Here is a 24853-nt window from a genome sequence, read left to right as displayed (position 1 = left end):
ATAAAAGCAAAAAAATTAAAGGTAGATTATTTGTTGGATTTAAATTATCTTGGAATAAAAATTGCTTGTATTTTGTGTGAATAGGAATGTAAATTTTCTCTAAGGATAGAGCAATATTTAGGAGAAAACAATGTATTACATTGATGCACGAGGGAATTATTCTTCTTATATTAAAGGTGTAACTTTTTCACAAGAGATTCAACAAAATTGGGCTTCAAGAAATGAGGAAAACAAAAGATTGAGCACTTCTTCAAGTCAAGATGATTATTTTGAAAAGCAAAGATTGATTCAAGAAGCGATTGCACAGCTAAAGCAGACAGGGAGTGTTTCATCAGAAATTGCTAAAGAGGTTGATGTAGAATCTCTTAAAGAAAGTTTGGAAAATCCACAGACGGGACAAGCTAGTGCGTTATCAATGCTAGGGCAGGGTGGAGAATCTCAAGAAGCAGCAAAAAATAGTGTGCTTGATTCTAAAAATGCAATCCCAAATCCACTCGCTTTAGATGAAGAAACGCAAAATAACCAACGCCTCGCAACACTTGATAAAATCGCATATGAGGCAAGCAAAGCTAAAGAAAAAGAGGAAATCAAGCAAGAGATTAAAGAAAGCCTTGCAAGCAAAAATCAAGAATCTACAATGACAACTTCCACTTCTATGGGGGTATTTTTGAAAAAAACGCTCGTGCAAACAAGCACGACAAAACCTCAAAATGTGAGTGAAGAAGTCAAAAATGCTTATAATCCTTTAGAAGTAAAAGAAGGGGAAAATATTGCACAAAATGCAGTGAGTTTTGTTGATGAAGTCAGTGGCAAGACTATTAGCGTTCCTTTGAGTGAAGAAAATGTGGAGAAATTGGTAGCAAAATTTGGCAGTTTAGAAGAGGCTAGTGATTATGTGAAGGGTTGGTATTATGATGCAGCTTATAATATGGGATACCTTAGCGGAGATTCTAATGGAGATGGAAGCATTAGTTTGGAGGAGGGAATACACTTAAAAAGTCTCGTTTCTTTGAAAGATTCGCAGTATTATTCTATAGCAGAGAGAATTCCCGGTGGAGAGGAAGCACAAAAGAGGTTTTTGGAGCAAGTAGGGTTTATTGATAATTTGGGAGATTATATCAATCATTCTATTTCGCAAGATAGTAATTTAGATGGTGCATTAAACCTTAATGAAATGATGGGCGATAACAATGAATTGGTGCTTTTTAAAACAGGAGGAGAATCAAATAATGTAGATATTTTTGTGATTCAAAAGTTTAGCTTTGAGATTGGAGAGGTTGAAGAAACTTTAAATGATATTTTGTTGAATCTTGGCACAAAAGATGAAAAACAAGAGGTTGCAAATTCAGATTCCAAAGATGAAGAAGAAAATCAAGAAAAACTTGTAGCTAAAAAAGAAGAAATGCAAGAGTGGCTAGAAATGGCTAAAAAGCTACAAGATGAGAATTATTTAAATTCACTTGATTCCAAAGAGAGGGAGAATCTTATTAAAACCGAAGTGATTTTGAATAATCTTTTTGCGAGTGCATAAGTGGATTATCAATCTTTGATTGCAGAAATCTTATTTTTTGCATTGATAATGGGAGTTTTGCTACTTTATAAAAGAAAATTAAAAAAATAATCCTCTTTTTAGAGGATTATTGAATGATATAGGCTTTAATGATTTTTTGTTCTTTGATTGGCTTATCTTGAGAGTTTGTGGGGGAATACTCAATTTTTCTTAGAGTTTTGAAGCTTTCTTGTTTATTTTCTTTGCTGATTTCCCCAAAGATTGTGTGTAAGCCATTTAAATGAGGGGTGCGTGTAGTGGTAATAAAAAATTGACTTCCATTGGTATTTGGTCCGGCATTTGCCATTGCCAAAATCCCCGCTTTATCAAAAGCATAGCCTTTTACAATCTCATCTTCAAAATCTTTCCCCCAAATAGATTCTCCACCTTTTCCACTCCCCGTTGGGTCTCCACCTTGAATCATAAATTTGCGGATAGTTCGATGAAAAATTGTTCCATTATAATACCCATTATTGATGTGTGTTACAAAATTTTCTACAGCTTTTGGCGCAACTTCTGGGAACAAATCAAGAGTGATTTTGCCAGCAGTAGTTTCTAACACGGCTTGAATCTTTTTAGAATCTGTGTTGGTTTGTGCATAAGCAATAAAGCCTAGGCATAAAAAACCTATGAAAATTTTAAGCAAAAAGTGAATTGACGCTTTCATTGTTGTTGATCCTTTTGATAACTTCAGCAAATAATGGTGCTACACTTAAAACTTTGATTTTGGAGCAATTTCCTTTGAGAGGAATAGTGTCTGTGATGATTACTTCATCAATAGAGCTTTCTTGGATTCTTTGGTAAGCAGCCCCGCTAAATACCGCATGAGTTCCTAGTGCAATAACACTTGTTGCACCATTTTTTTTGAAAGCTTCAGCGGCTTTTACAATCGTCCCTGCAGTATCAATCATATCATCAATCAAAATGACATCTTTGCCCTCCACATTTCCAATAACATTCATTACTTCGCTTTCATTAGCCCTTTCTCGTCTTTTATCTACAATGACAATTTCTAATCCTAAGAGTTTTGCAAAATATCTTGCCCTTGCAACACCGCCGATATCTGGGCTTGCAACAATTGGATTTTTGAGATTTTTTGATGCGATATGATCTTTTAGGACTATAGAGCCATAGAGATTATCCACAGGGATATCAAAAAAGCCTTGAATCTGTCCTGCATGTAAATCCATTGTAATAAGTCGAGTAATTCCTGCTCTTTGGAGTAAATCTGCAACTAATTTTGCACTAATTGGCACTCTAGGGGCAGCCTTTCTATCTTGCCTAGCATAGCCAAAATAGGGCATAATAACATTAATTGAGCTTGCAGAGCTGCGTTTGAGTGCATCTACCATAATAAGTAGCTCCATTAAGTTATCATTAGCTGGAGCACAAGTGGGTTGAATCACAAAAACTTCTTTTCCTCTTACACTCTCGCAAAGTCTAATATTGATTTCTCCATCGCTAAATCTTGTGATTTCTGCTAAAGATAGCTCAATATCGAGATTTTTTGCAACATTTTGAGCAAACTCTCTATGTGCATTTCCGCTAAAAAGTTTAAAGTCTTGCATTGTTTAATACCTTATGTTTTATTTGCAAATGCAATTATAAACTTTTCAATCCTTAAAAAACCAGCAAAAAATCATTTTTTGCAATAATACACAAAAGCTGGGGGTAGATTATTCCATACAACCTTGGAAGTTTTGATGTGTGAAAAATATTTTTGTAGTTTTTTGCGAAATAAAATTGTTTTTGGTGTTGGGAGAATATAGGCAAAAGTGCTAAAATATCCCCCGTTTTTTAAAGAATGGTGAATGTTTTTAAGCAAAATATCTTGTTCTTTGGCTTTTAGAAGACTCCAAGGAATCCCAGATACGACAACATCTAATTGTGCAATTTGTTTGTTTTGCATAATAGATAATATCTGATTAGCATTTTTATTTTCTACTTCAAGATTTTTAAATTTTTCTTGAAGTTTTTTTGCGAAGTAAGGATTGATTTCAATAGCAAAGAATCGAGCATCTTTTTGTTTGAGGTTGAGAATTTTTTGAGTAAAAACTCCAAGTCCCGGACCAATTTCTGCGATATATTTTGCATTTTGGATTCCGATATTTTTTGTCATCATACAGCTTAAAGAATGGGAGCTAGAATGCAAAGCACCCGTGTGTTTTGGATTTTTTAAAAATTGTAAAAGCATTCAATACCTTTAAAATATTTTTTAAAATTATTTTTTTGCAATTATAAAATAATGTAATAAATATATTGTTATGATTTTGTTAATAAAATGTTAAGATTGCATTATGAGAATTCTTGATAAAGGAATAAAATGGGAATTGTAGAGTTTTTGAAAAATAGTAGTTGCGAGGAAATCGAGGAATTTTGTGCTAGAAGATTTGGGGAGAATTTGCAATTTTTTGAAGCAAATTATCCTAATCTTTTTTCTGCTTTGCAACAACCTTTGAGGGATTATCAGCTCTATATAGGGAAAGAAGGGATAAATATTATTGAAACAAAAACAAATTCTCTTATGTATCCTATGCACAATGGAGAATCTACTATGCTTTTGGTGCATGAAAATTGTGCTTTTAATCCGCCCATTAATGAAAAATGGAATAGAATCTATGGGACAGAAATGGCAATGATGAATGAGAATTTTCCTTATAGCTCTATTATGGTTAATGGTGTTTTGGAGTTTTTATCTCAAAATGGAGGAATCACTTCTTATCATTTGCCATCGGATTTTTTGCCAAATATTAGTTTATTTGGATTAGGCGGGGGAATCTTTTTGCAAATTTTAAATGAAAAATATTCTGCGATTCATAATTTTTTCATTTTTGAAGAATCTTTGGATTTATTCCGCATAGCTTGTTTTTTTGTGGATTTTGGTAGTTTGTTCCAAAAGGTAGAAAATAAGGGCGGATATATTTTTATTGAAAGTATGATGAAGCGTGATTATGTGCTTAATTTTTTCCTTAGTCGCCGTATTAGCACTTCAGTTATGCGTTTGGAATTAATGATGTATCAAACTCCGGTGAATATTAGTGCGCGCTCTATCGTGTATGAATTGCATTTGCAGTCTCTTAGAGGTTGGGGGACTTATGAAGATGAGATGATAGGGATTAAGAATAAAAAGAGCTATCCACTCTATCCTATGTTGGTGGAGCCAAAACGAATCAATGCCCCTATTTGCGTCATTGCAAATGGACCAAGTTTGGATTTTTTGCTACCCTTTATTAAAAAAAATCAAAATAAAATGATACTGTTTAGTTGTGGAACTGCATTAAAGCCACTTTTGAATGCTGGAATTAGGCCAGATTTTCAAATTGAAATTGAGCGGCATCATTATTTGGGAGATGTATTAAAAGAAGCACCTTTGGGTGATATTCCTTTGCTTTGTGCCACAGTGCTTAATAAAGAGGCAAAGGAATTGGCAAAAGAAATTTATTTGTTTGAAAGAGATGGTTCTAGTGCGGCAAATTTAAATGAACCAAAATTTAAAGTCAAATTTACTGCACCTCTTGTGGGGAATGCTGGGGCTTCTTTGGCGAGTTATTTGGGGAGTGATGTGATTTTGTGCGGACTGGATTGTGGATACAAAAAGGGTGCTAAAAAACATGCAAAAAATTCTTATTATGGAGAGGAGGACGAAAAGCTGCCAGAAGGGGTTTATAAAGTCGATGGTAATTTTAGTGATGATATTTATTCAGATGCCCTTTATTCATTATCGCGAAATGCGTTAGAAGAGGCTTTCCGTGCTTTAAAGCCTTTTAATATTTTAAATTTAAATGATGGTGCATATATCAAAGGAGCAACTCCGATTTATTTCCAAGATTTTGAATTAAAAGAAATTAATAAAAATCAAGAAATCAAGAATCTTAAATCACTTTTTAAAAATCCACAAGAATGCGGTTTTTATACCAAAGAGACACAATTATATATTTTTGAGATTCTTGCTTTTAAAAATTCTATTAGAGATTTATTTAATGTGGAAGTGCAGAATAAAAAAGGGCTTTTTATCGCAGTAGATAAGATATTTGAAGAGATAAGCAAGGTTTCACAAAAAAATCCATTTGTGGGGATATTGTTTGGTGGGACTTTAAGCCATTTTCTCTATCACATTGCCTTGGGAAGTTTGCATTTGCCTTATGATGATATGCGAAGTTTTTGGGCAAAAGTGGTAGAATTGTATGAAGATTCTATGGAACAAATGATAGAAAATTTAAGGAAAGTGATTCTACAATAAAAATATGGAACACCTATTGCTTAATGATGTGTGATCTTAAATAAAATATCAAAGGATTGAAATGGCAACAAAAAAAACAATTTCATTAGTTTTAGCAGGAATGCTTTTGGGGACAAATTTGCTAGTAGCACAAGTAAATTCTACTACTACAACAGCAAATAGTGTTAGCCCTGTGGGGAATGCAGGAATACAATCTGGCAGAAACTCTAATGTTCCAGCAGGATTGCAAGGAGTTGAGGTAGGTGGAGATGATATTGTTATCCCAAATGCTCCAATGATTACTCCATCAAGTATTATTGAAATTAGTGCAGTTGGTATGGGAGTAGCACCAGAATCAACATTATCTCCAGCACAAGCTTTGGCATTAGCAAAAAGAGCAGCGATTGTTGATGCATATAGACAAATTGGTGAAAAAATGTATGGTATTAGAGTAAATGCACAAGATACTGTAAGAGATATGGTATTGAAAAATTCTACTGTTAAAACAAAAGTAATGGCAGTTATTCGAAATGCTGAGATTATCGAGACGATTTATAAAGATGGTTTGTGCCAAGTAAATATGGAATTAAAACTCGATGGTAAAAGATGGTACCGCATTTTAACAGGCGAAAACTTTTAGTTTTTTTGTTTGTTGTTTTGGTTGGAGGGTGTATGAAAGCACCTTCTAACTTAGAGCAAACAATACCAAAGATTATATTTTTTTCTACAAAAGACTTCAAATTTTATGATACAGGCTTCATTAAAACCTATGCAAATGGTGATATATCTTTAGAAATATTCAATGTAGGGCATTTGCTTTTGAGATTCTTGGTTTTTCAAGATAGAATTTGCATTAATCAGCAATGTTATGCAAAAGCTTCTGCGGTGAGACAATTTTTTGGCAATGATGCAATGCGTGGGATTGATTTTTCTGAAATTTTGCAAGGAAGGGAGATTTTTGGAGGGAAAAATAAGGAAAATTTGAAAAATGGATATGAGCAGAAATTGCAAATTGGAAGCAGCAAGATTGTTTATCAAGTGACAGATAAGCAGATTTATTTTAAAGAAAATACAAGTGGCTTTACTCTAATTGTTACAGAATTAAACTAAAGGTTAATTAATTGCAGATTTATCAGCCCAAAGATGGATATTGTTATAATAGTGATACTTTATTTTTGTATGATTTTGCATTGGATTTTTTGAAAAAACACCAAAAGATTCTTGAAGTGGGTTCTGGAAGTGGCGTGCTTGGAATGTTGTGTGCTAGAGATGTAGAAATTGATTTAATGATGATTGAAAAGAATCCTAAAATGTGGGAGCTATGCCAGCAGAATCTCCGTGTCAATAAAATCAAAGCAGAATTATTGAGTGGGGATTTTTTGCAATATGATTTTTTAGATTTGAAATTTGATTGTATTTTGAGTAATCCGCCCTTTTATCATAATGGTGTAATTAAGAGCGTGAATAATGATATTTGTATGGCAAGGTATGAAGAGAATCTTCCATTTGAAGCAATGGTACAAAAAATCAACACTCTTTTAAAACCTCAAGGGGAATTTATTTTTTGTTATGATTGTAGAGAAAGTTTTAAGGTTTTTGGTATATTATTTAAATACAAAATTCGTCCCATTACAATTTGTTATGTGCATCCCAAAGAAGATAAAGAAGCGACTTTATTGCTTTGTAGAGCCAAAAAGGATTCTAAGAGTCAAATGCGTATTTTGCCTCCGATTTTTACACATAATGCAAATGGATTTACTAAAAAAGTGCAAGAAATTTATAAAAGAGCAAATACTTGGAGTATAAAATGCTAGAAGCCGAAGATTTTTTGTTTGTGTTTGATGAAAATCAATGTGCAAAATGTGGAGGTAAATGCTGCAAGGGTGAATCGGGTTATATTTTTGTAACCTCAAATGAGATTCAAAAAATCGCAGAATCTTTGCAAATGGAATTTGATGAATTTTGTTTGAAATTTGTCAAAAAAGTGGGTTATCGTTATTCTTTGATTGAAAAAAAGGAAAAAGAAGGGAAGGGCTATGCTTGCGTGTTTTTTGATGAAGAGGGAGGTAAATGCCAAATTTATGAGAATCGCCCAAAACAATGCAAGCAATTCCCCTTTTGGGAATGCTATAAAAAAGATTATGAAATTTTAATGAAGGAATGTATAGGTGTTATTAAGAAATAAAATATTAATTAGCATTGTTGGTGGTTTTTGTCTTTTTGTGTTGTTGATGGGGTGCTTGCCAAATGCTAAAATAGCTTTTGTGGATAATTCATACCAAGAGGTTAATAATCAAGAGGATATTTACATTATACAAGCTTATGCGGCTTTGGATATGGGGGACTATAAAACAGCAAGAGAGAATCTCCAAAAAGCTTATGAATTAACTAAAAACAAAGAATATTTAAGGGAGATAATTGGTCTTTTGGTGTTGGAAAAAGATTTTTTAAAGGCAAAAAATGCTGCCAAAGATTATTTGAAAGTTTCTCCAAACGATGAAAAAGTGCGTCAAGCTTTGGTGGAGATTCTTGGCAGTATGGGAGATCTTCAAGGGGCAGTTCAAGAGGTGCAAATTTTGCTCAAAAACAATGCAAGCGTTCAGAATCTAGAGATTGCTTCTTCTGTGTATTTTTTGCAAAAAGATTATAATAGGGCTTTGGAATATCTCCAAAAAGCCTATGAGATTAACAAAGATGAAAAGATACTGGATAAAATTGTATCAATCCATTTGCTTTTTTTTAAGGATAGAAATAAAGCAATTATGGTCTATGAAACGCATATTAAGAAGTATGGAATTTCTAAAAATGTTGGTGAGAAATTAGCATTAATTTATTTGGAAGATAAGAGATTTTTAGAGGCAGCAAGAAATTATGAAAAATTATACAAAGCAACACAAGAGCAAAAATACGCACGATTTGCATTAGAGATTTATATTAAAGGGCAATATCTTACAAAAGCGGAGCGATTTTTAGAGCAGAATCCCCCTATTCAATCAAGAGATGAAATGTTGTTAGAGATATATCGATTAAATAAAGAAACCGCTAAGAGCATTCAACTACTGCAAAAACTCTATAAAAAAAGTGGAAATGTGGATTATCTAGCATTGGAAGCGATGATATTGTATGAAAATAGCACAAATAAGAATCAAGCTTTTTTGAAAAAGATAGTAGGGAAATTTGAAGAGGTTTTGAAAAAATCTGATAATTCGCTTTATTGGAACTATTTGGGATATTTGCTAATTGATCATAATTTGGATGTAAAAAAGGGCATTCAATGTGTGCAAAAAGCGCTAGAAAAAGAACCGCAGAATCCTTATTATTTGGATTCTTTGGCATGGGGTTATTATAAACAAAAAGATTGTAAAAATGCTAAAGAAATTATCAATAAAATCCCCAAAGAAGAAAGAGAGAAAGAAAAAGAGATTTTTGAGCATTTTAGAGTAATTGAAAAATGTAAATTTTAAACAAAGGATAAAAGATGGTAGTATTGGTAACAGGTGCTTCAGCTGGATTTGGTAGAGAAATTGCAAGAATATTTGCAAAAAATGGACATAAGATCATTGCATTGGCAAGACGCAAAGAGAGATTAGAGGGATTGCAAAAGGAAATTGGAGAATGTGTAATTTTGCCTTGTGATATTTGCGATAAAGCAAAGGTAAAAGCCCATTTGGAATCCTTGCCACAAGATTATAGGGAAATTGATGTATTGGTGAATAATGCAGGATTGGCATTGGGGATGGCGGGGGCTAGTGAATGTGATTTTGCAGATTGGGAGCAAATGATAGAGGTTAATATCAAGGCATTAGCCTATATTACCCATTTGGTTTTACCGCAAATGGTAAAGAGAAAGAGTGGGCATATTATTACTTTGGGTTCAATTGCTGGGAGATGGCCATATCCGGGCGGTAATGTTTATGGGGCAAGCAAAGCGTTTGTAAGGCAGTTTGCACTTAATCTAAGAGCAGATTTAGCTGGAACAAATGTGAGGGTAAGTGATATTGAACCGGGTCTTTCTAGTGATAGTGAATTTTCTTTGGTTCGTTTTAAGGGAGATAAGGAAAAAGTTGATGAGCTTTATAAAAATTCAAATGCACTCAAGCCACAAGATATTGCAGAAGCGGTGTATTGGGTGGCAACTTTGCCTAAGCATGTAAATGTTAATACTTTGGAGATGATGCCAACTACTCAGAGTTTTGCGGCGTTAAATGTTTATAAAGGCTAAGATTCTAGCCTTTGTTGCATTGCTATTTTTGATAGAAATTCTTCAAGATTGAATTTTTTGCGTTGATTTTCTGTGAAGATATGCACAATAATATCCCCTAAATCCGCGACAATCCAATCTGGATTCTCATCATCAATATTGAAAAAACTCTCCCCTTTTTGTTTGAGCTCTTTTTTTAGTGTATCTAATAATGCAAGTGCATGTTTATCAACAAAAGCAGTAGCAATCATCACATAATCTACAAAATAATCTGTATCTTTGAGATCAAAGATTTCGATATTTTCACCTTTTTTGTCCTCTAGGAGTTGTTGGATAAAATGGATAATCTCTTGTCTATTGTTTTGCAATTTGTTTCCTTTAAAATATCATTGAGAATCATTTTTGGTATAAATTCTAATGCCTTGCTGTCTTGCTTGTCTAGCATTTCTTTAATTTGCGTAGAGCTAATGGGTATTTTTTCTACTGGTAAGGCTTGGTATTTAGAATCTATTTTGTAATGTGCTCTTGGAATTATAACAAATTCCACTTGATTTTTTAAGTTTTTGTATTGATGCCATTTTGTGAGATTTTTGAGATTGTCTGCCCCTAGTATAAGATAGATTTTTTGGGGCTTGTAGGTGTGTTGGATAAAATTTATAGTTTCTATGGTTGGGGTGGGTTTGTTTTGATTGATTTCAAAATCTAAGATTTCAATGGGCAAAGGCATATCTTGGGTTAGAATCTTTAGCCATTCTAAGCGTTTTTGTGGGGAAAAAAGAGAATGTGTTTTAAAAGGATTTAAAAAAGCTGGAACTACAAAGAGTTTTTCTATGGTCAAAAATCTAAATACACTTTGGATAATTTCTAAATGCCCTAAATGTGGCGGGTCAAAAGAGCCTCCAAAAACCGCAATATTTTGCATTAAAAACCTTAAAAATTAATGGTAGAATTATAGCATATTTTAAGGTGGTGAAATGGAATTTGTATTTGTGGTGCTTTTTGGGATAGCTTTAGGTTCTTTTGGGAATGTATTGATTTTTAGGATTCCCAAAAATATTAGCATTGTTATGCCTTCTTCTTTCTGTCCTAAATGTAAAAAGTCTTTGCAATGGAGAGATAAAATACCGATATTTTCTTATGTATTTTTGAGGGGTAAAAGTCGCTGTTGTAGGAATTGGATTCCATTTTGGTATTGCTTGAGTGAAATTTTGGGCGGAATCTTTGCACTTTTTAGTTTTTATTGCTATGGAATATCTGGGATAGTTTGCTTTTTGTTGCTTTTGAATTTTTATGTTTTAAGCATGATAGATTGGCAGTTTTTTGAGATTCCAGATAGTTTGAATTTTTTGAATTTGGCATTTGCTGTGGTTTTTGGGGGATTATTTGGGGAGGCAAAGTGGTTATTGGATTCTTGGGTTGAATCATTTGTGTGTGCTTTTTTGTTTATGGGGATAGCGAGTTTTTTGCGTCTTTTTGTGGGAAGTATTTTCAAAAAAGAGGTATTGGGTGAAGGAGATATAATTGTATTTGGGGCGTTGGGGGCGAGTTTGGGAATATTTGGTGGTAGTTTAGCGATTTTGTTTGCTAGTGGCTATGCACTCGTTTTTATGCTTTTTGCTAGAAAATCTTTAGTGCCTTTTGTGCCTTTTTTGTTTATTGGGTTTTTGAGTGTTATAGGGCTTATGAGTTTGAAGTTTTTGTGATTTTTGTAAAAATTTAGTGCATTTTGTGTAGAATATAAAATTATTTTTTGAGAATTTAAATAGGATATTTTTTTGAGAATTAAAAATTATTTATTCCATAGTTTTTCGCAGATATTTTTTCCAACTTTTTTGGTGTTATTTTTTATTGCTTCAGTGGTGATTTTTATACGCATTGCAGGTGTAACTTTTGTCGTGCAAATTAGCTTTTTAGAGTTGCTTTCTTTGTATTTTTATACTTTGCCTTTGATGTTGTTTTTTGTGATACCATTGAGTTTTTTTGTGGCTTGTGCGCTTTCATTATCAAGGCTTTCTTTTGATTATGAATTGCCTGTTTTATTTGCTTTGGGAATGAGTCCTAATAAAATTATAAAGATATTTTTCCCCATTGCTTTATTGGCAAGCATTTCTCTTTTTATCTTGTCACTTATTTTAACTCCATTGAGCGATTTGGCATATCGGCAGTTTTTAGAAGAGCGAAAAAATAGCATTAATATTAATTTGCAAGCTGGAGAGTTTGGGCAGAAACTGGGAAATTGGCTTGTATATGTAAAAGAAAATCACGAAGATATGAGTTATAAAGATATTGTTTTGCTTTCCTTTGGAAAAGAAGGTGGGCTAATTTTTGCTAAAGATGCCAAAATTATCAATAAAGATGGCGTTATGGAGGCGATTTTGGATAATGGAAAAATTTATCGTTCCGATGAAAATGCAATTGAAAAAATAGCTTTTAAAACCTTGATTTTGCGTAATAGCATTACAGATATTAGTGGAGAAAATTTGGGTGTTTTTGAATATTGGAATAGGGCATTTTATGAAAATGATAGACAAAGGAAAACTTTAAGGGATTTGAGTATGTATGTGCTAATGTCTTTGTTCCCTTTTGTGAGTTTGTATTTTTTTCCGCTTTTGGGCGTTAAGAATCCTAGATACCAAAGAAATCATACGATTTTGCAATCAATGCTAATAATTGGAGTGTTTTATGCTTTAACTTATTTGGTTGCTAATTATTTGCCACTTATTGGAATGGTGTTATTGCCTATTGTTTGGGGATTAGCGGGGTATTTTGGTTATCAGCGATTTGTAAGAAGGTATTATTGATGATGAAAGTGGCAATGAAAATTGCCTATAATGGTGCAAATTTTTGCGGATTCCAAAAGCAAAAGGATAGACAATCTGTAAGTGGGTTTTTGGAAGAGGTTTTTGGGAGTGTTGGGATTTTTGAAAAGATTATTGGCAGTGGGAGGACGGATAAGGGAGTTCATGCGAGTGCTCAGGTGATTTCTTTGAAGATTCCAGATTTTCACAAGGATTTACAAAAATTACAAGAAATTTTAAATTTGAAATTATATCCCCTCGTTAAAATTAAAAAGATTTGGCAGGTAGATGATGATTTTCATGCGCGATTTGATGCAAAAAGAAGAGGGTATAGCTATGTGATTTCTCAAGAATATTCACCATTTATTGCCCCTTTTGCACATTATTATTGTTTTCAAAATGTAGGGATAATCAAGGAAGCTTTGAAGGAATTTGAGGGGTTGCATAATTTTAAGGCTTTTATGAAAAATGATGGCAGTGGTGCTAAAGGAAGTGTGAGGGAAATTTATAAGGCTCGATTGTTAAAAAGGGGAAAATTTTATATTTTTTTATTTTGGGGAAATGGATTCTTGCGTTCTCAAATTCGATTAATGGTTGGATATTTGCTAGAAATTGATAAGGGGAATTTGCAAATATCAGATTTGAAAAAGCAGCTTTTGGGAGAAAGAATCTTTTCTATCCCAGCACCGCCTAATGGATTGTTTTTGAGTAGTGTAAAATATTGATTTTGAAATAAAATAGTTAGGATTATTTGATATAATGGCAATTTAAAATAAGAGTTATTTTCATAAAGGGCTTAAAAATGCAAGAAACAATTGATTTGATTGTGAAATATGGTTATATTATTTTATTTTTATATTCTCTAGGAGGAGGATTTGTAGCGCTTGTTGGAGCAAGTGTTTTAAGCTATGCTGGCAAAATGGATTTGACAATCAGTATTTTTGTGGCAGTTTTTGCAAATTTTTTGGGAGATATGGCACTTTTTTATTTGGCGCGTTATCAAAAACAAGGAATGATGCCATATCTCTCAAAGCATCGTAGGAAATTGGCTTATATTCATTTGCTAATGAAGCGTTATGGGTCAATTATTTTGGTGCTTAAAAAATATGTTTATGGTTTAAAAACGCTCGTGCCTTTTGCTGTGGCATTAACAAGTTATAGTTTTGTAAAATTTAGCTTTTATAATGCTTTAGGGGCTGTGCTGTGGGGAGTGAGTATTGGACTTTTGGGGTATTTTTTGGGAGAAATTATCATCAAAGGTATAGATTTATTGGGTGAATATCCTTATTTGGCACCTATATTTATAATAATACTTTTTGGTGGGCTTTGGTTTTGGTTGAATAGTGTGAGTAAAAAACAAAGAAAGTAGGAAAAATGAAGAAAAAATTGCAAGAATTAATCCAAAAACAAGTTTTAATCCTCGATGGAGCAATGGGGACAGAAATACAAAAAAGGGAAAATATAAAATGGGGCAGAAATGCCAAAGGAGAAAGCCTAGCAGGTTGCACAGAGGCATTGAATCTTTATAGTCCGCAGATTATTGATGAGATTTATACAAGCTATCTTCAAGCGGGGGCTAATATTATTACAAGTAATACCTTTGGGGCTATGGAATGGGTTTTGGCAGAATATGAGATGCAAGAGCATTCAAAAGAAATTGCTAAACTTGGGGTGCAATTAGCAAAAGAGGCGATTTTAAAACACAAGCCTTTAGAGAATCAAAAAGATGCTTTGTTTGTGGCTGGGTCTTTGGGTCCGGGGACAAAATTGCCTAGTCTTGGACATATTGATTATGATACGATGTTTTTGGGATATTGTAAGGTTGTGAGTGGCTTTAAAGAGGCAAATGTAGATTTGATTTTGCTAGAAACCGCTCAAGATCCCTTGCAGATAAAAGCTGCTTTGCACGCCATTAGAGAGATTGACAAAGAGATTCCTATTATGGTTTCAGCAACTATCGAAACAAATGGCTCAATGCTAATTGGGACAGATATTGCTACATTATTTTATATTTTAGAGCCATTTGATATTTTTTCTTTGGGGATTAATTGCGGATTGGGTCCGGATTTGGCAAAGAAATATTTATTGGAATTAAGTCAAGTTAGTAAATTTCCTATTTCTATTCACGCAAATGCAGGGTTGCCACAAAACAAAGGTGGAGTTACTTACTATCCGATGGAAGCAGAGGAATTTAGTGAGATTGAAAGTGAGTTTTTGAAGATTCCGGGCGTAGCATTACTTGGGGGATGTTGTGGGACAACACCTAAACACATTCAAAAGCTTGTAGAAAAAACCAAAGATAAAATTCCATCTCTTCCAAAAGGAGAATACAAGCCTAGTATTGCTTCTTTGTTTGGAGCATATGAGCTTAAGCAAAATCCCGCACCACTTCTAATAGGAGAGCGTTCTAATGCAACAGGTTCTAAAGCTTTTAGAGAATTATTGTTGAATGAAAATTATGAAGGAGCTTTGGGGGTGGGAAGTGAGCAGGTCAAAAAGGGCGCGCATGTGCTTGATGTAAGCGTGGCTTTTGCTGGGCGAGATGAAAGTAAGGATATGCAAGAGTTGATTTCTTTGTATGCTACAAAGATTCCATTGCCGCTTATGCCTGATTCTACACAAGTAACAGCTTTAGAAATTGCATTAAAGCTAATTGGTGGGAGATGTATTATTAATTCTGCAAACTTAGAAGATGGGATTGAAAAATTTGATAAAGTAGCAGGATTGGCTAAAAAGTTTGGTTGTGTTTTGGTGTGTTTAACAATCGATGAAAAAGGAATGTGCAAAACAAAAGAAAGAAAAGTGGAGTGTGCAAAAAGAATGAAGCAAAGAGCCATAGAAGTGCATCATTTGAGGGAGGAAGATATTATTTTTGATCCACTTACCTTTACTATTGGTAGCGGAGATGAAGAGTATTTTACTGCTGGAATGGAGACTTTGGGGGCTATTGAAGAGATTATGAAAATCTATCCCAAAGCTGGAAGCACTTTGGGGCTTTCTAATATTTCTTTTGGACTTAGCAAAGAGGGTAGAATCTGCTTAAATTCGGTGTTTTTGTATCATGCAATCCAAAAGGGTTTAACTTCTGCAATTGTAAATGTTGCACATATTATTCCTTATGCTAGGTTAGAGCGTGAAGATATTCAAGTGTGTGAAAATTTGATTTTTAATACACAAAAGACTTCGCAGCCTTTGTATGATTTTATTAGTTATTTTGAAAAAAAATCTGGGTTGGATTTGGATTCTAAAGAAGATGAAAGCCATTTAAGCACACAAGAGAGGATTTCAAAATATCTTATTGAGGGGGATTTAAATGCAATGCAAAAGATTCTCCCAGTAGCAAAAGATGAAATTAATCCTGAAGTGATTGTTAATGAGATTTTAATTGATGCAATGAAGGTTGTTGGGGAGCGATTTGGTGCTGGAGAAATGCAGCTTCCTTTTGTTTTGCAAAGTGCAGAGGTAATGAAAAAAAGTGTCGATTATCTCAATGAGTTTTTGCCTAAAAAAACTAATTCTCATAAAACTACCATTGTAATTGGGACGGTGAAAGGTGATGTGCATGATGTAGGGAAGAATCTTGTGGATATTATCCTAAGCAACAATGGCTTTAATGTGATTAATATCGGTATTAAAGCGGAGTTGGAGAAGTTTTTAGAGGTTCTTAAAAAGGAAAAAGTAGATTGCATTGGTATGAGCGGATTGCTTGTAAAATCAACTTTGGTAATGAAGGAAAATTTAGAAGAATTAAAAAGACTTGGGATTAAAATCCCTATTATGCTTGGTGGAGCGGCACTCAATCGAAATTTTGTGGATGAGTATTGCCGTCCAAATTATGATGGGGTGATTTTTTATTGCAAAGATGCTTTTGATAGTGTTGCGGCAATGCAGATTATTCAAAGCGGTGATTTTAGTGATATTACTTTGCCTTCACAAAAAAATAAAAATGAAGATTCTAAGTTAGAACAAAGAGTGGCTAAAAAACTTGAAAAACAATTAGAGGTAAAAGAAATTTTCAAACCAACAAAATGTGAATTAGAGTTTAGTTATGAGGTTTATAAGCCGCCATTTTTTGGTAGAAAAGTTTTGCAATTATCTCATCAAGAGATTCTTGAAGTTTTTGATTATTTGGATAAAGATTTATTGTTTAAGCATCGTTGGGGTTATAGCAAACTCAAAAAAGATGAATATTTAAAACTCAAAGAAAATGAATTAGAGCCGATGTTAGAATCGTTGAAAAAAGAATTTATAGAACAAAATATTTTTGCTCCAGTAGTGCTTTATGGATATTATCATACACGCACTAAGATTCCAGAAGATAAAACACAAGGGCTTATTTTGGAAGTGAGTGAGAATTGCGATTTTAAAAAGGTGGAATCTTTTTTATTCCCTAGAAGCTCTAAGAAGCCTTATTTGTGTTTGGGGGATTATTTTAATAAAGAGCAAGATATTTGTGCTTTGCATTTGGTTTCTAGTGGGTTAAATCTTGCGCCTTTTGAAGAAAAATTATATCAAGAAAGTCAATACCATAAATATTATTTGGTGCATGCATTAGGAGTTGAGTTAGCAGAAGCATTGGCAGACTTTGTGCATCAAAGAGTGAGAAGGGAATTGGGGCTTGGAGAACAAGAGGGGCAAAGATACTCTTTTGGCTATCCAGCTTGTCCGGATTTGGCTTTGAATGAGGGATTGTTTAATCTTTTGAAGCCACAAGAGTTTGGGATTACTTTGAGTGAGACTTATCAGATGAGTCCAGAAGCAACAACTTCGGCTTTGATAGTGCCACACAAAGAAGCAAAATATTTTGCGCTTTAGGATTGATTGATGTTTAGGAAATTAAGTAGCGAGGAAGAATGGGTAATTTTGCATAAAGGAACAGAAGCACCTTTTAGCGGAGAATATGAAAATTTTTTTGAAAAAGGCGTTTATTTGTGCAAGCAATGCGGAAGTATTTTGTATGATTCTAAAGATAAATTCCATTCGGGTTGTGGTTGGCCTAGTTTTGATGATTGCATTAAAGGGGCTGTGATGGAGCAGCTTGATAGCGATGGAAGGCGGATAGAGATTGTTTGTGTGAAATGTGGAGGGCATTTGGGGCATATTTTTAGGGGAGAGGGATTTACAAAGAAAAATGTAAGACATTGTGTGAATTCTATTTCTTTGGTTTTTCAAAAAGATTAGAATGTTGAGAATTAATATTGATAAGAGGGTTTGTTAAGCAAAAATTAGATAGAATCTAAGCTATATTTTTGGATTTAAAGATTAGACATGGAAGAGTTATTTATTCAATGGCTTCAAGAATATGGTTATATTATTTTATTTCTTTGGAGTATATTAGAAGGTGAATTGGGGCTTATAATGGCAGGGATTATGTGCCATACAGGGCATATGGTGATTCCTATTGCAATTTTGGTTGCAGGATTAGGTGGATTTGTAGGGGATCAGATTTATTTTTATATTGGGCGTTATAACAAGCAATTTATTTACAAAAAGCTTAAGACGCAACGAAGAAAATTTGCCTTTGCACATTTGCTTTTGCAAAAATATGGTTGGCCTATTATTTTTGTGCAGCGTTATTTGTATGGAATGCGAACTATCATTCCTATGAGTATAGGTGTGACGCGTTATAGTGCGAAAACTTTTGCCTTTATTAATTTAATTAGTGCAATGGTGTGGGCTGCTATTACTATTTTGCTTGCTTATTTCTTTGGGGAAGAGCTTTTGGCATTGGTGCATTTTGGTAAAGAACATTATTATGTTGCCATTCCTTTTGTTGTGATTCTTGGTGGCGGGATTTATTATTATTTACACAAGATGACACAAAAAGTTGAGAAAAAAATTATAGGAGAATCTAAAAATGAAAATATTGGCAAGTGAAAAAAAGGCGGATGTTAAAATCATACTCTTAAAAGACAAAAAACTCCCTACAAATCTTAGTAAGACAGAAAAAGAAGCGTTAAAGATTCATAACTTTGAGGGCGAAGGGTGCTGTTTTTTGAGTGAAAGTAAGACTTGTTTTGTGGGATTGGAAAAATACAATTATGAGTTTCCAAACGCATTGAGTGATGCTTTGGCAAATGCGATACAAAGCCTCAAAAAACTCAAAATTAAAAGCATTTCGATTGAAATAGAAAAAAAAGAAGAAATACAAAAAGCGTGTTTGGGGATTTTGCTTGGAATGTATAGCTATGATGCGTTTAAAAGTGTAAAAAGCAAGACAAATTTGAGCGAAGTTTATCTTGTTTCAAAAAAAATAGATAAGACTACTTTGCAAAATGGGATTTTAGAATCCACAATACTTGCACAAAGTATCAATAATGTAAGAGATTTAGTCAATACTCCGCCCCAGCAAGCTACTCCAAAATATGTGGCAGATTATGCAAAAGAGTTGGCAAAAAAAAGTGGTTTTGAGTGTAAAGTTTATGATAAAAAGTTTTTAGAAAAGGAGAAAATGGGTGCATTTTTGGCTGTGGCAAGAGCTAGTGTTAATGAGCCTTATTTGGTGCATTTAAGCTATAAACCAAAAATTGCTAGAGGAGAAAAATTACTCAAATTTGTTTTTGTGGGCAAAGGCTTGACTTATGATAGTGGGGGTTTGAGCTTGAAGCCCGGAGATTATATGACAACTATGAAAGCAGATAAAAGTGGTGCATGTGCTGTAATTGGAATTTTGGAGACTATAGCAAAACTTGGAATTAAAGCAGAAGTGCATGGAATCTTGGGCTTGGCAGAAAATATGATAGGCGGTAATGCATATAAGCCAGATGATATTTTAATTGCAAGAAACCAAAAAAGTATTGAAGTGCGAAATACAGATGCAGAGGGGCGATTGGTATTGGCAGATTGTTTGAGTTTTGCTAGTGATTTGAAGCCAGATTTTCTTGTAGATTTGGCAACTCTAACAGGTGCTTGTGTTGTGGCATTGGGGGATTATACAACCGGTATAATGGGTTATAACAAGAAATTAAAAGAGGATTTTGCGGCGGCTGCATGGAATGTGGGAGAGCTTACGGGAATTTTACCCTTTAATCCTTATTTGGGGAAACTTTTTAAATCTGAAGTTGCTGATTTGTGCAATATTCCTTCAAGTCGTTATGGAAGTGCAATTACTGCGGGTATGTTTTTGGGGGAATTTGTCGAAGTATCTCTTAAGGATAAGTGGTTGCATTTGGATATTGCAGGTCCTGCGTATGTAGAAAAAAACTGGGGTGTGAATCCTTTTGGCGGAAGTGGGGCAGGTGTTAGAGCTTGTGTGGAATTTATCAAAAATAAAATCAAATAAAGGAAAAATATGGGATTATCAATAGGGATTGTAGGCTTACCAAATGTTGGAAAATCTACCACTTTTAACGCATTGACAAAAACACAAAACGCACAAGCGGCTAATTATCCTTTTTGTACTATTGAGCCAAATAAGGCTGTTGTGCCTGTGCCAGATACAAGGTTACAAGAATTAGCAAAGATTGTCAATCCAGAAAGAATCCAAAATTCGGTGGTAGAATTTGTGGATATTGCAGGATTGGTAAAGGGTGCAAGCAAAGGCGAGGGACTTGGGAATCAGTTTTTGGCAAATATTAGAGAAACTGAAGTGATTTTGCATATTGTGCGATGTTTTGAGGATTCTAATATTACGCATGTAGAAGGGAGTATCGATCCTTTGCGTGATGTAGAGATTATTGAGACAGAACTTTTGATTGCAGATATGCAAACACTTCAAAAACGCGTTGAAAAACTCACAAGAATGGCAAAAAGTGGGACAGATAAAGAAGCAAAGAAAACTTTAGAAGTAGCACAAGAGCTTTTGGAGCATATTGAAAATGGGAATCCTGTGAGGACTTTTGGAAATAAAGATGAGGTTTTTTTGGGTTTGGATAAAGAATTGAGATTCCTTACTAATAAAGAAATCATTTATGGTGCAAATGTCGATGAAGTAGGATTGAATGCAGATAATTCATTTGTGGAACAATTAAGAGAATATGCTAAGAAAAATGGTGCAGAGGTGATTAAACTTTGTTCAAAAATAGAAGAGGAATTGGTTGGATTAAGTCAAGAAGAGCAAGAGGAATTTTTGCAAGAATTAGGTGTAAAAGAAAGTGGTCTTAATGCGGTGATTCGTTTGGGATTTTCTAAACTTGGTTTGATTAGCTATTTTACAGCAGGAGTAAAAGAAGTGAGGGCTTGGACGATTCATCGTGGGGACAAAGCACCTGTGGCTGCTGGTGTGATTCATAAGGATTTTGAAAAGGGCTTTATCCGTGCGGAGGTAATCTCTTATGAGGATTTTATTAAATATGGTGGAGAAGCAAAAGCAAAAGAGGCTGGTGCTATGCGAGTGGAGGGCAAAGATTATATTGTGGTAGATGGAGATGTAATGCATTTTAGGTTTAATGTGTAAAAGAATGTGGTATTTGGAGGAGACTAGAATCCTCCAAAGTATCTTACCGCACCAATTTTTTTATCTACATTAGCGAGTAAATTGCGATTTTCTTCACTAAGTGTTGGAGTTTGCAAAATATTTTGAGTAGTTTGTGTATCTAGTGTGGGATTAAGTTTCATTAAAATGTCATAACCCATTTTCTCTTCTTTGTTTAAAATACCATTTTCATACATTGCATTTCCAAGATTCTTTAAATCTCCTGAGAAAATTGAAGCAAAATTTTGCATTTTGGATAAATCACTGCTGATTTCTACAGAATCTTGAATTTGGCTTGGTGAGTAGAGGCTATTTTCTTGACTAAAAAGACTGGAAACCAAATCAGTGCTAGAGGTTTCTTGAGTGCCAAAAATAGAATCGCTTTTGGACGAAGAATAGCCTGTAATGTTATTTTCATTGTTGTTATTTTTGTTGTAGGATTGGCTAAGTAAGCCCCACATGGAAGTATTTTTGTCTGTGATATTCATCATCTTTCCTTAATTTAATTTTATAGAGATGAAGCAAATTTCATTCCAAAAATAATAAACGATGAAAAATTTAAGTGAAGCAATTAAAATAGGGAATATAGAGGGTTTGTAGATTTGGGAGAAAAACTCCCAAAGTTTTTAGAGCCTTGATTCGTAGCGTCTAAGCATATATAAGCGTTTTAGCATTTTTTTGCGAGCGCTAATTTTTTGCTTTTTACGCTTTTCGGTCATTGGTTCGAAGAATCTTCTTGCTCTACTTTCAGTAACAACCAAATTTCTATCGGCTTGTTTTTTGAATTTTCTGTAAGCATCATCAAAAGATTCGTTTTCTCTCACTTTGATACCGGGCATCTAATCACCACCTTTTTTAAAAATTTAAAGTTTGGATTATAGCAAAAAATATTATAAATGTAAAATTTTAGATTATGTTATTTTAAAATTGGTGTATAATGTAGCTTGATTAAAAAATTATAGAAAAGTGAGGGGTAGAGATGAGAAGGGTTATAGGCGGAGTGATGCTGTTTCACTATCTATGGGCTCAAAATTTGGTAATGGATAATGAAAATCAAGGTTTTAGCGAACAAAATAATCCTACTGGAAATTATCAAAAATGGTTTGCTCCAGTAGAACAAAATGGACAAACTTATAGGCGAAATCAAATTACCATTAGAACGGATTTTGATGGGTTGGCTTTGGGAGGTTATTCTGAGTATTATTGGGTAAATGTGGAAGATAATAGGGTATTGGTGGAAGGTGAAGTTTCAAATGCTGTTGGAGGATATTCTAAAAATGGCGCTGTTATTGCTAATTTGGTGGAAATAGAGGGGGTTTCTAATAATGTAATTGGAGGATATACAGACAGCAAAGCAAGTGCCTATGATAATGGGGTGGATATTTATGGGAAGGTTTTTAGGGCTGTTTCAGGTTATAGCAAAAATGGTTTAGCGAGGGCTAATAGCATTTATATTGCTAATGGAGGAGAAGCCACTGAAGTTTATGGTGGGGTTGGAATGTCTGCTGATGAAAATGAAATTTATATTGAAAATGGGGCAAAGATTTTGGGGAATAGTTATGTGGGATATGGGGTAAGAGGAGATTCTTTGAATAATCTTGGAATCTTTTATGGAGATGTAGAGGGAGATATATATTCTGGATATACCAAACAAGGCGATGTCTCATATAATATTGTAGAGGTTTATGGAAATGCCAAAAATGTCTATGGCGGGAAATCAGAAGAAGGTAGGGCAAGTGAAAATAGCGTTTTGATTGAAGGGGTTATAACAGGAGAAGTCAAAGGCGGTGAAAGCACTTTGGGGGCTAATAGTAATTTTATCAATATCCACAAAAATGCCAAAGTAGAAGGCGATATTTATGGGGGGCATAGCACAACAGAAAATGCAGATAGAAATTTTGTGACCATTCAAGAAGGGGCAGAGATTAATTCTAATAATATTTATGGGGGTTATGGAGAGAGATTAGCCATAGGGAATCAAATTAATCTTAAAGGGGTTGTTTTGGGGGGTGTGCAACATAATATTGTGGGCGGATATGCAAAAAGTGGTGCTAACAATAATGATATTACTTTGGAAAATATAAATGGAAATTTATCTGTAATTGGGGGAGAATCAGAGAGCGGGCATTCAAATTATAATCTTGTAATGATTAAAGATTCGCAGGGTATAGAGGAGGCTATTGGCGGTAAGGGAAATGAGAGTTTGCATAATACGGTGGTGCTTTATGGAAATACAGGGGCAAACAATGTTTATGGTGGCTATGGAGCTAATGCAAAATATAATTTAGTGATGTTAGAAGATGAAGCGGTAATTAATGGAAGTGTATATGGGGGATTTGATGGAAATAGTGGGATAGATGAGGGAAATTCTATTTTTGTGAGTGGAAACATACAAGTAAAAGAAAGATTGGCTGGATTTGATACCTTATATCTCCATGCAAAAGAGCAGAATCTCAACAAACATATTCTAATTATTGGAGAGTATGAGCAAAATAATGTGGGAGATTCTTTGGATTTAAAGGGGAAAAAGCTAGTGATTTCTGCACAAAATGTAAAGGTGGGAGATGATATAAAGCTTATTTGGGCTTCTAGTGGAATTGAAGTTGATGAAAATACACAGATTAGAGGTAATGAAACTTTTGTTTTTGATACTTGGACTCCCCAAAAAGAAGAAATATTTTCACACGAATTAAAACTAGAAGATCTTCCGCATACTAGGCAAATATCTCCAGAGTCAAAGAGCTTAACTCAAGCATTTGCTGGGAGTTTGGCTTTTATAAGAGAATCTCAAGAAAGAATGAGTGATGGAGTTAATTATTATAAAGAGAGAGCAAAAGAAGGTGAAACTCAAGTGTTTTTAAATGTGGGCGGTGGTTATTCTCATTATAATAATTTAGATATCAAAATGCACGGATTCCATATGCAGCTTAATGCTCTGAAGAATTATCAAAATACTTTTTGGGCGAATCTTTTCTTTGAAAATGGTTATGGGCAGTCCAAAACTGATTTGGCTAATATTGTGGGCAAAGTAGGGCATAGCTATGTAGGTGGAGGATTGGCTTTTTTGTATGATTTTGAAAGTGGATTTTATTCTAAAGCAGTTGCAAAAGGTGGAGTTATCAAAACAGATTTTGATTATTTTTATAATCAAACAGAAGATAAGGTGGATTTTAAAAGCTCTGTCCCTTATGGTTCTTTGTCTTTGGGTGGAGGTTATTTCGTCAATTTGAGTGAGAATTTTAAATTGGATATAGGTATTGGGTATCACTTTGGCTATGTAGATGGAGATGAGGTGGGATTGAGTAATAATTCTATGGATCACCTTACTATACAAGATAATTACACACATTCGTTTAATGTTGATTCTGTGCTTCGTTATGGAAGAGATAATTTTAATACAGCAATTGGAATCTCTTGGGAAAAATTATTAAATAATGAGATAAAAAGTGCGGTGAATGGCTATGATTTAGAATCATTGTCTTTGGAAGGGGATTATCTTGCTTTATTGTTTTCAATGGGGTTTCAACCTACTTTGAAGATACCTTTGAGTATTGATTTTAAATGGAAAGGGTATGTGCTAGATAGAAAGGGTATTAGTGCTGATGTGAGTATAAATTATAAATTTTAATAACTAATATTTCATTCAAAAGTATTTTAGCTCTTTTGCCTATAA

25 protein-coding genes are annotated in these 24853 nt (G+C 34.0%); 18 read left to right on the top strand and 7 right to left on the bottom strand.

All coding sequences use genetic code 11. From position 1 onward, the window contains the following. The first annotated feature begins 130 nt into the window (after positions 1–130). On the top strand, positions 131–1531 hold the full coding sequence (locus EL247_RS05690) for a hypothetical protein (protein WP_104745366.1): 1401 nt from the start codon (positions 131–133) through the stop codon (positions 1529–1531). A 106-nt stretch (positions 1532–1637) separates the two neighbouring features. Here EL247_RS05690 and EL247_RS05685 read toward each other — a convergent pair whose 3' ends face one another. The 3 genes from EL247_RS05685 to EL247_RS05675 all read right to left on the bottom strand — a co-directional run bounded on the left by EL247_RS05685 (position 1638) and on the right by EL247_RS05675 (position 3743). Beyond that, complete coding sequence (locus EL247_RS05685; protein ID WP_232019737.1) at positions 1638–2216, bottom strand: peptidylprolyl isomerase; 579 nt, start codon at positions 2214–2216, stop codon at positions 1638–1640. Then, positions 2188–3117, bottom strand: coding sequence for a ribose-phosphate pyrophosphokinase (locus tag EL247_RS05680; protein ID WP_005020757.1), 930 nt, complete (start codon positions 3115–3117; stop codon positions 2188–2190). The genes EL247_RS05685 and EL247_RS05680 overlap by 29 nt, the downstream gene beginning before the upstream one ends. Positions 3118–3188: 71 nt before the next feature. Beyond that, positions 3189–3743 carry a class I SAM-dependent methyltransferase gene (locus tag EL247_RS05675; protein ID WP_065826812.1) on the bottom strand — a complete coding sequence of 185 codons (555 nt, stop codon included), beginning with the start codon at positions 3741–3743 and terminating at the stop codon, positions 3189–3191. A gap of 129 nt (positions 3744–3872) precedes the next feature. On the opposite strand from EL247_RS05675, the gene EL247_RS05670 reads away from it, so the two are divergent. The 7 genes from EL247_RS05670 to EL247_RS05640 all read left to right on the top strand — a co-directional run bounded on the left by EL247_RS05670 (position 3873) and on the right by EL247_RS05640 (position 9990). After that, positions 3873–5789: a motility associated factor glycosyltransferase family protein gene (locus EL247_RS05670; RefSeq protein ID WP_060662604.1), complete on the top strand. Its 1917-nt coding sequence runs from the start codon at positions 3873–3875 to the stop codon at positions 5787–5789. A 61-nt stretch (positions 5790–5850) separates the two neighbouring features. Continuing rightward, the gene (locus EL247_RS05665; protein WP_005020761.1) at positions 5851–6408 is read left to right on the top strand and encodes an LPP20 family lipoprotein; all 558 of its coding nucleotides are present in this window, start codon (positions 5851–5853) and stop codon (positions 6406–6408) included. Between the two features lie 32 nt (positions 6409–6440). After that, positions 6441–6878 (top strand): hypothetical protein, encoded by a 438-nt coding sequence (locus EL247_RS05660; protein WP_224757610.1) that lies wholly within the window; start codon positions 6441–6443, stop codon positions 6876–6878. An 11-nt stretch (positions 6879–6889) separates the two neighbouring features. Beyond that, a complete protein-coding gene (locus tag EL247_RS05655; RefSeq protein ID WP_104745365.1) occupies positions 6890–7582 on the top strand; it encodes a tRNA1(Val) (adenine(37)-N6)-methyltransferase in 693 nt (230 codons plus the stop codon). After that, entirely contained in the window at positions 7576–7953 is a 378-nt protein-coding gene (locus tag EL247_RS05650; protein WP_060661046.1) for a YkgJ family cysteine cluster protein, read from the top strand. Before EL247_RS05655 ends, EL247_RS05650 begins: the two co-directional genes overlap by 7 nt. Then, positions 7937–9232: a tetratricopeptide repeat protein gene (locus EL247_RS05645; RefSeq protein WP_104745364.1), complete on the top strand. Its 1296-nt coding sequence runs from the start codon at positions 7937–7939 to the stop codon at positions 9230–9232. Before EL247_RS05650 ends, EL247_RS05645 begins: the two co-directional genes overlap by 17 nt. Before the next feature lie 14 nt (positions 9233–9246). After that, a complete protein-coding gene (locus EL247_RS05640) occupies positions 9247–9990 on the top strand; it encodes an SDR family oxidoreductase (RefSeq protein ID WP_104745363.1) in 744 nt (247 codons plus the stop codon). On the opposite strand, the gene rsfS is transcribed toward EL247_RS05640, so the two are convergent. Both rsfS and nadD read right to left on the bottom strand, forming a co-directional pair. Next, on the bottom strand, positions 9987–10337 hold the full coding sequence (rsfS, locus tag EL247_RS05635; RefSeq protein ID WP_005020767.1) for a ribosome silencing factor: 351 nt from the start codon (positions 10335–10337) through the stop codon (positions 9987–9989). The genes EL247_RS05640 and rsfS overlap by 4 nt on opposite strands. Then, the gene (gene nadD / locus EL247_RS05630) at positions 10289–10891 is read right to left on the bottom strand and encodes a nicotinate (nicotinamide) nucleotide adenylyltransferase (RefSeq protein WP_054197642.1); all 603 of its coding nucleotides are present in this window, start codon (positions 10889–10891) and stop codon (positions 10289–10291) included. Before nadD ends, rsfS begins: the two co-directional genes overlap by 49 nt. A gap of 52 nt (positions 10892–10943) precedes the next feature. Between nadD and EL247_RS05625 the strand changes: the two genes are divergently transcribed. The 9 genes from EL247_RS05625 to ychF all read left to right on the top strand — a co-directional run bounded on the left by EL247_RS05625 (position 10944) and on the right by ychF (position 21162). Next, positions 10944–11672 (top strand): prepilin peptidase, encoded by a 729-nt coding sequence (locus tag EL247_RS05625; RefSeq protein WP_065826819.1) that lies wholly within the window; start codon positions 10944–10946, stop codon positions 11670–11672. A 72-nt stretch (positions 11673–11744) separates the two neighbouring features. Further along, positions 11745–12770 carry an LptF/LptG family permease gene (locus tag EL247_RS05620; protein ID WP_060662598.1) on the top strand — a complete coding sequence of 342 codons (1026 nt, stop codon included), beginning with the start codon at positions 11745–11747 and terminating at the stop codon, positions 12768–12770. After that, positions 12770–13492 (top strand): tRNA pseudouridine(38-40) synthase TruA, encoded by a 723-nt coding sequence (truA, locus tag EL247_RS05615; RefSeq protein WP_104745361.1) that lies wholly within the window; start codon positions 12770–12772, stop codon positions 13490–13492. Before EL247_RS05620 ends, truA begins: the two co-directional genes overlap by 1 nt. 77 nt (positions 13493–13569) lie before the next feature. Beyond that, complete coding sequence (locus EL247_RS05610) at positions 13570–14136, top strand: DedA family protein (protein WP_005020772.1); 567 nt, start codon at positions 13570–13572, stop codon at positions 14134–14136. Between the two features lie 5 nt (positions 14137–14141). After that, entirely contained in the window at positions 14142–17582 is a 3441-nt protein-coding gene (gene metH, locus EL247_RS05605) for a methionine synthase (RefSeq protein WP_172594054.1), read from the top strand. A gap of 9 nt (positions 17583–17591) precedes the next feature. Further along, on the top strand, positions 17592–17948 hold the full coding sequence (locus EL247_RS05600; RefSeq protein WP_104745360.1) for a methionine-R-sulfoxide reductase: 357 nt from the start codon (positions 17592–17594) through the stop codon (positions 17946–17948). An 87-nt stretch (positions 17949–18035) separates the two neighbouring features. Next, positions 18036–18644, top strand: a complete 609-nt coding sequence (locus tag EL247_RS05595; RefSeq protein WP_104745359.1) for a DedA family protein — start codon at positions 18036–18038, stop codon at positions 18642–18644. Then, positions 18625–20049, top strand: a complete 1425-nt coding sequence (locus EL247_RS05590; RefSeq protein WP_126442095.1) for a leucyl aminopeptidase — start codon at positions 18625–18627, stop codon at positions 20047–20049. The genes EL247_RS05595 and EL247_RS05590 overlap by 20 nt, the downstream gene beginning before the upstream one ends. A 9-nt stretch (positions 20050–20058) precedes the next feature. Further along, positions 20059–21162 carry a redox-regulated ATPase YchF gene (ychF, locus tag EL247_RS05585; protein ID WP_005020780.1) on the top strand — a complete coding sequence of 368 codons (1104 nt, stop codon included), beginning with the start codon at positions 20059–20061 and terminating at the stop codon, positions 21160–21162. Positions 21163–21185: 23 nt separating this feature from the next. Here the strand turns inward: ychF and EL247_RS05580 are convergent, their stop codons facing one another. Both EL247_RS05580 and rpsU read right to left on the bottom strand, forming a co-directional pair. Continuing rightward, positions 21186–21668 (bottom strand): hypothetical protein, encoded by a 483-nt coding sequence (locus tag EL247_RS05580; protein ID WP_040499557.1) that lies wholly within the window; start codon positions 21666–21668, stop codon positions 21186–21188. Between the two features lie 138 nt (positions 21669–21806). Continuing rightward, on the bottom strand, positions 21807–22019 hold the full coding sequence (rpsU, locus tag EL247_RS05575) for a 30S ribosomal protein S21 (RefSeq protein ID WP_005020782.1): 213 nt from the start codon (positions 22017–22019) through the stop codon (positions 21807–21809). A gap of 140 nt (positions 22020–22159) precedes the next feature. Here rpsU and EL247_RS05570 point away from each other — a divergent pair, with 140 nt between their 5' ends. Beyond that, positions 22160–24808, top strand: a complete 2649-nt coding sequence (locus EL247_RS05570; protein ID WP_104745357.1) for an autotransporter outer membrane beta-barrel domain-containing protein — start codon at positions 22160–22162, stop codon at positions 24806–24808. Positions 24809–24853: the final 45 nt, after the last annotated feature.

Origin of the sequence: Helicobacter pullorum, from assembly GCF_900638355.1 — a bacterium.
GTDB classification, from domain to species: Bacteria; Campylobacterota; Campylobacteria; order Campylobacterales; family Helicobacteraceae; genus Helicobacter_D; species Helicobacter_D pullorum.
The sequence above is the reverse complement of the archived record's forward strand: the minus strand, read 5'-3'. Positions and strand labels throughout refer to the sequence as shown.

What these genes read in the sequence shown, in the direction of transcription:
- EL247_RS05690 (WP_104745366.1), top strand. Translation starts at nt 131, where the DNA reads ATGTATTACATTGATGCACGAGGGAATTATTCTTCTTATATTAAAGGT.
- EL247_RS05685 (WP_232019737.1), bottom strand. Translation starts at nt 2,216, where the DNA reads ATGAAAGCGTCAATTCACTTTTTGCTTAAAATTTTCATAGGTTTTTTA.
- EL247_RS05680 (WP_005020757.1), bottom strand. Translation starts at nt 3,117, where the DNA reads ATGCAAGACTTTAAACTTTTTAGCGGAAATGCACATAGAGAGTTTGCT.
- EL247_RS05675 (WP_065826812.1), bottom strand. Translation starts at nt 3,743, where the DNA reads ATGCTTTTACAATTTTTAAAAAATCCAAAACACACGGGTGCTTTGCAT.
- EL247_RS05670 (WP_060662604.1), top strand. Translation starts at nt 3,873, where the DNA reads ATGGGAATTGTAGAGTTTTTGAAAAATAGTAGTTGCGAGGAAATCGAG.
- EL247_RS05665 (WP_005020761.1), top strand. Translation starts at nt 5,851, where the DNA reads ATGGCAACAAAAAAAACAATTTCATTAGTTTTAGCAGGAATGCTTTTG.
- EL247_RS05660 (WP_224757610.1), top strand. Translation starts at nt 6,441, where the DNA reads ATGAAAGCACCTTCTAACTTAGAGCAAACAATACCAAAGATTATATTT.
- EL247_RS05650 (WP_060661046.1), top strand. Translation starts at nt 7,576, where the DNA reads ATGCTAGAAGCCGAAGATTTTTTGTTTGTGTTTGATGAAAATCAATGT.
- EL247_RS05640 (WP_104745363.1), top strand. Translation starts at nt 9,247, where the DNA reads ATGGTAGTATTGGTAACAGGTGCTTCAGCTGGATTTGGTAGAGAAATT.
- nadD (WP_054197642.1), bottom strand. Translation starts at nt 10,891, where the DNA reads ATGCAAAATATTGCGGTTTTTGGAGGCTCTTTTGACCCGCCACATTTA.
- EL247_RS05625 (WP_065826819.1), top strand. Translation starts at nt 10,944, where the DNA reads ATGGAATTTGTATTTGTGGTGCTTTTTGGGATAGCTTTAGGTTCTTTT.
- truA (WP_104745361.1), top strand. Translation starts at nt 12,770, where the DNA reads ATGATGAAAGTGGCAATGAAAATTGCCTATAATGGTGCAAATTTTTGC.
- EL247_RS05610 (WP_005020772.1), top strand. Translation starts at nt 13,570, where the DNA reads ATGCAAGAAACAATTGATTTGATTGTGAAATATGGTTATATTATTTTA.
- metH (WP_172594054.1), top strand. Translation starts at nt 14,142, where the DNA reads ATGAAGAAAAAATTGCAAGAATTAATCCAAAAACAAGTTTTAATCCTC.
- EL247_RS05600 (WP_104745360.1), top strand. Translation starts at nt 17,592, where the DNA reads ATGTTTAGGAAATTAAGTAGCGAGGAAGAATGGGTAATTTTGCATAAA.
- EL247_RS05595 (WP_104745359.1), top strand. Translation starts at nt 18,036, where the DNA reads ATGGAAGAGTTATTTATTCAATGGCTTCAAGAATATGGTTATATTATT.
- EL247_RS05590 (WP_126442095.1), top strand. Translation starts at nt 18,625, where the DNA reads ATGAAAATATTGGCAAGTGAAAAAAAGGCGGATGTTAAAATCATACTC.
- ychF (WP_005020780.1), top strand. Translation starts at nt 20,059, where the DNA reads ATGGGATTATCAATAGGGATTGTAGGCTTACCAAATGTTGGAAAATCT.
- EL247_RS05580 (WP_040499557.1), bottom strand. Translation starts at nt 21,668, where the DNA reads ATGAATATCACAGACAAAAATACTTCCATGTGGGGCTTACTTAGCCAA.
- rpsU (WP_005020782.1), bottom strand. Translation starts at nt 22,019, where the DNA reads ATGCCCGGTATCAAAGTGAGAGAAAACGAATCTTTTGATGATGCTTAC.
- EL247_RS05570 (WP_104745357.1), top strand. Translation starts at nt 22,160, where the DNA reads ATGAGAAGGGTTATAGGCGGAGTGATGCTGTTTCACTATCTATGGGCT.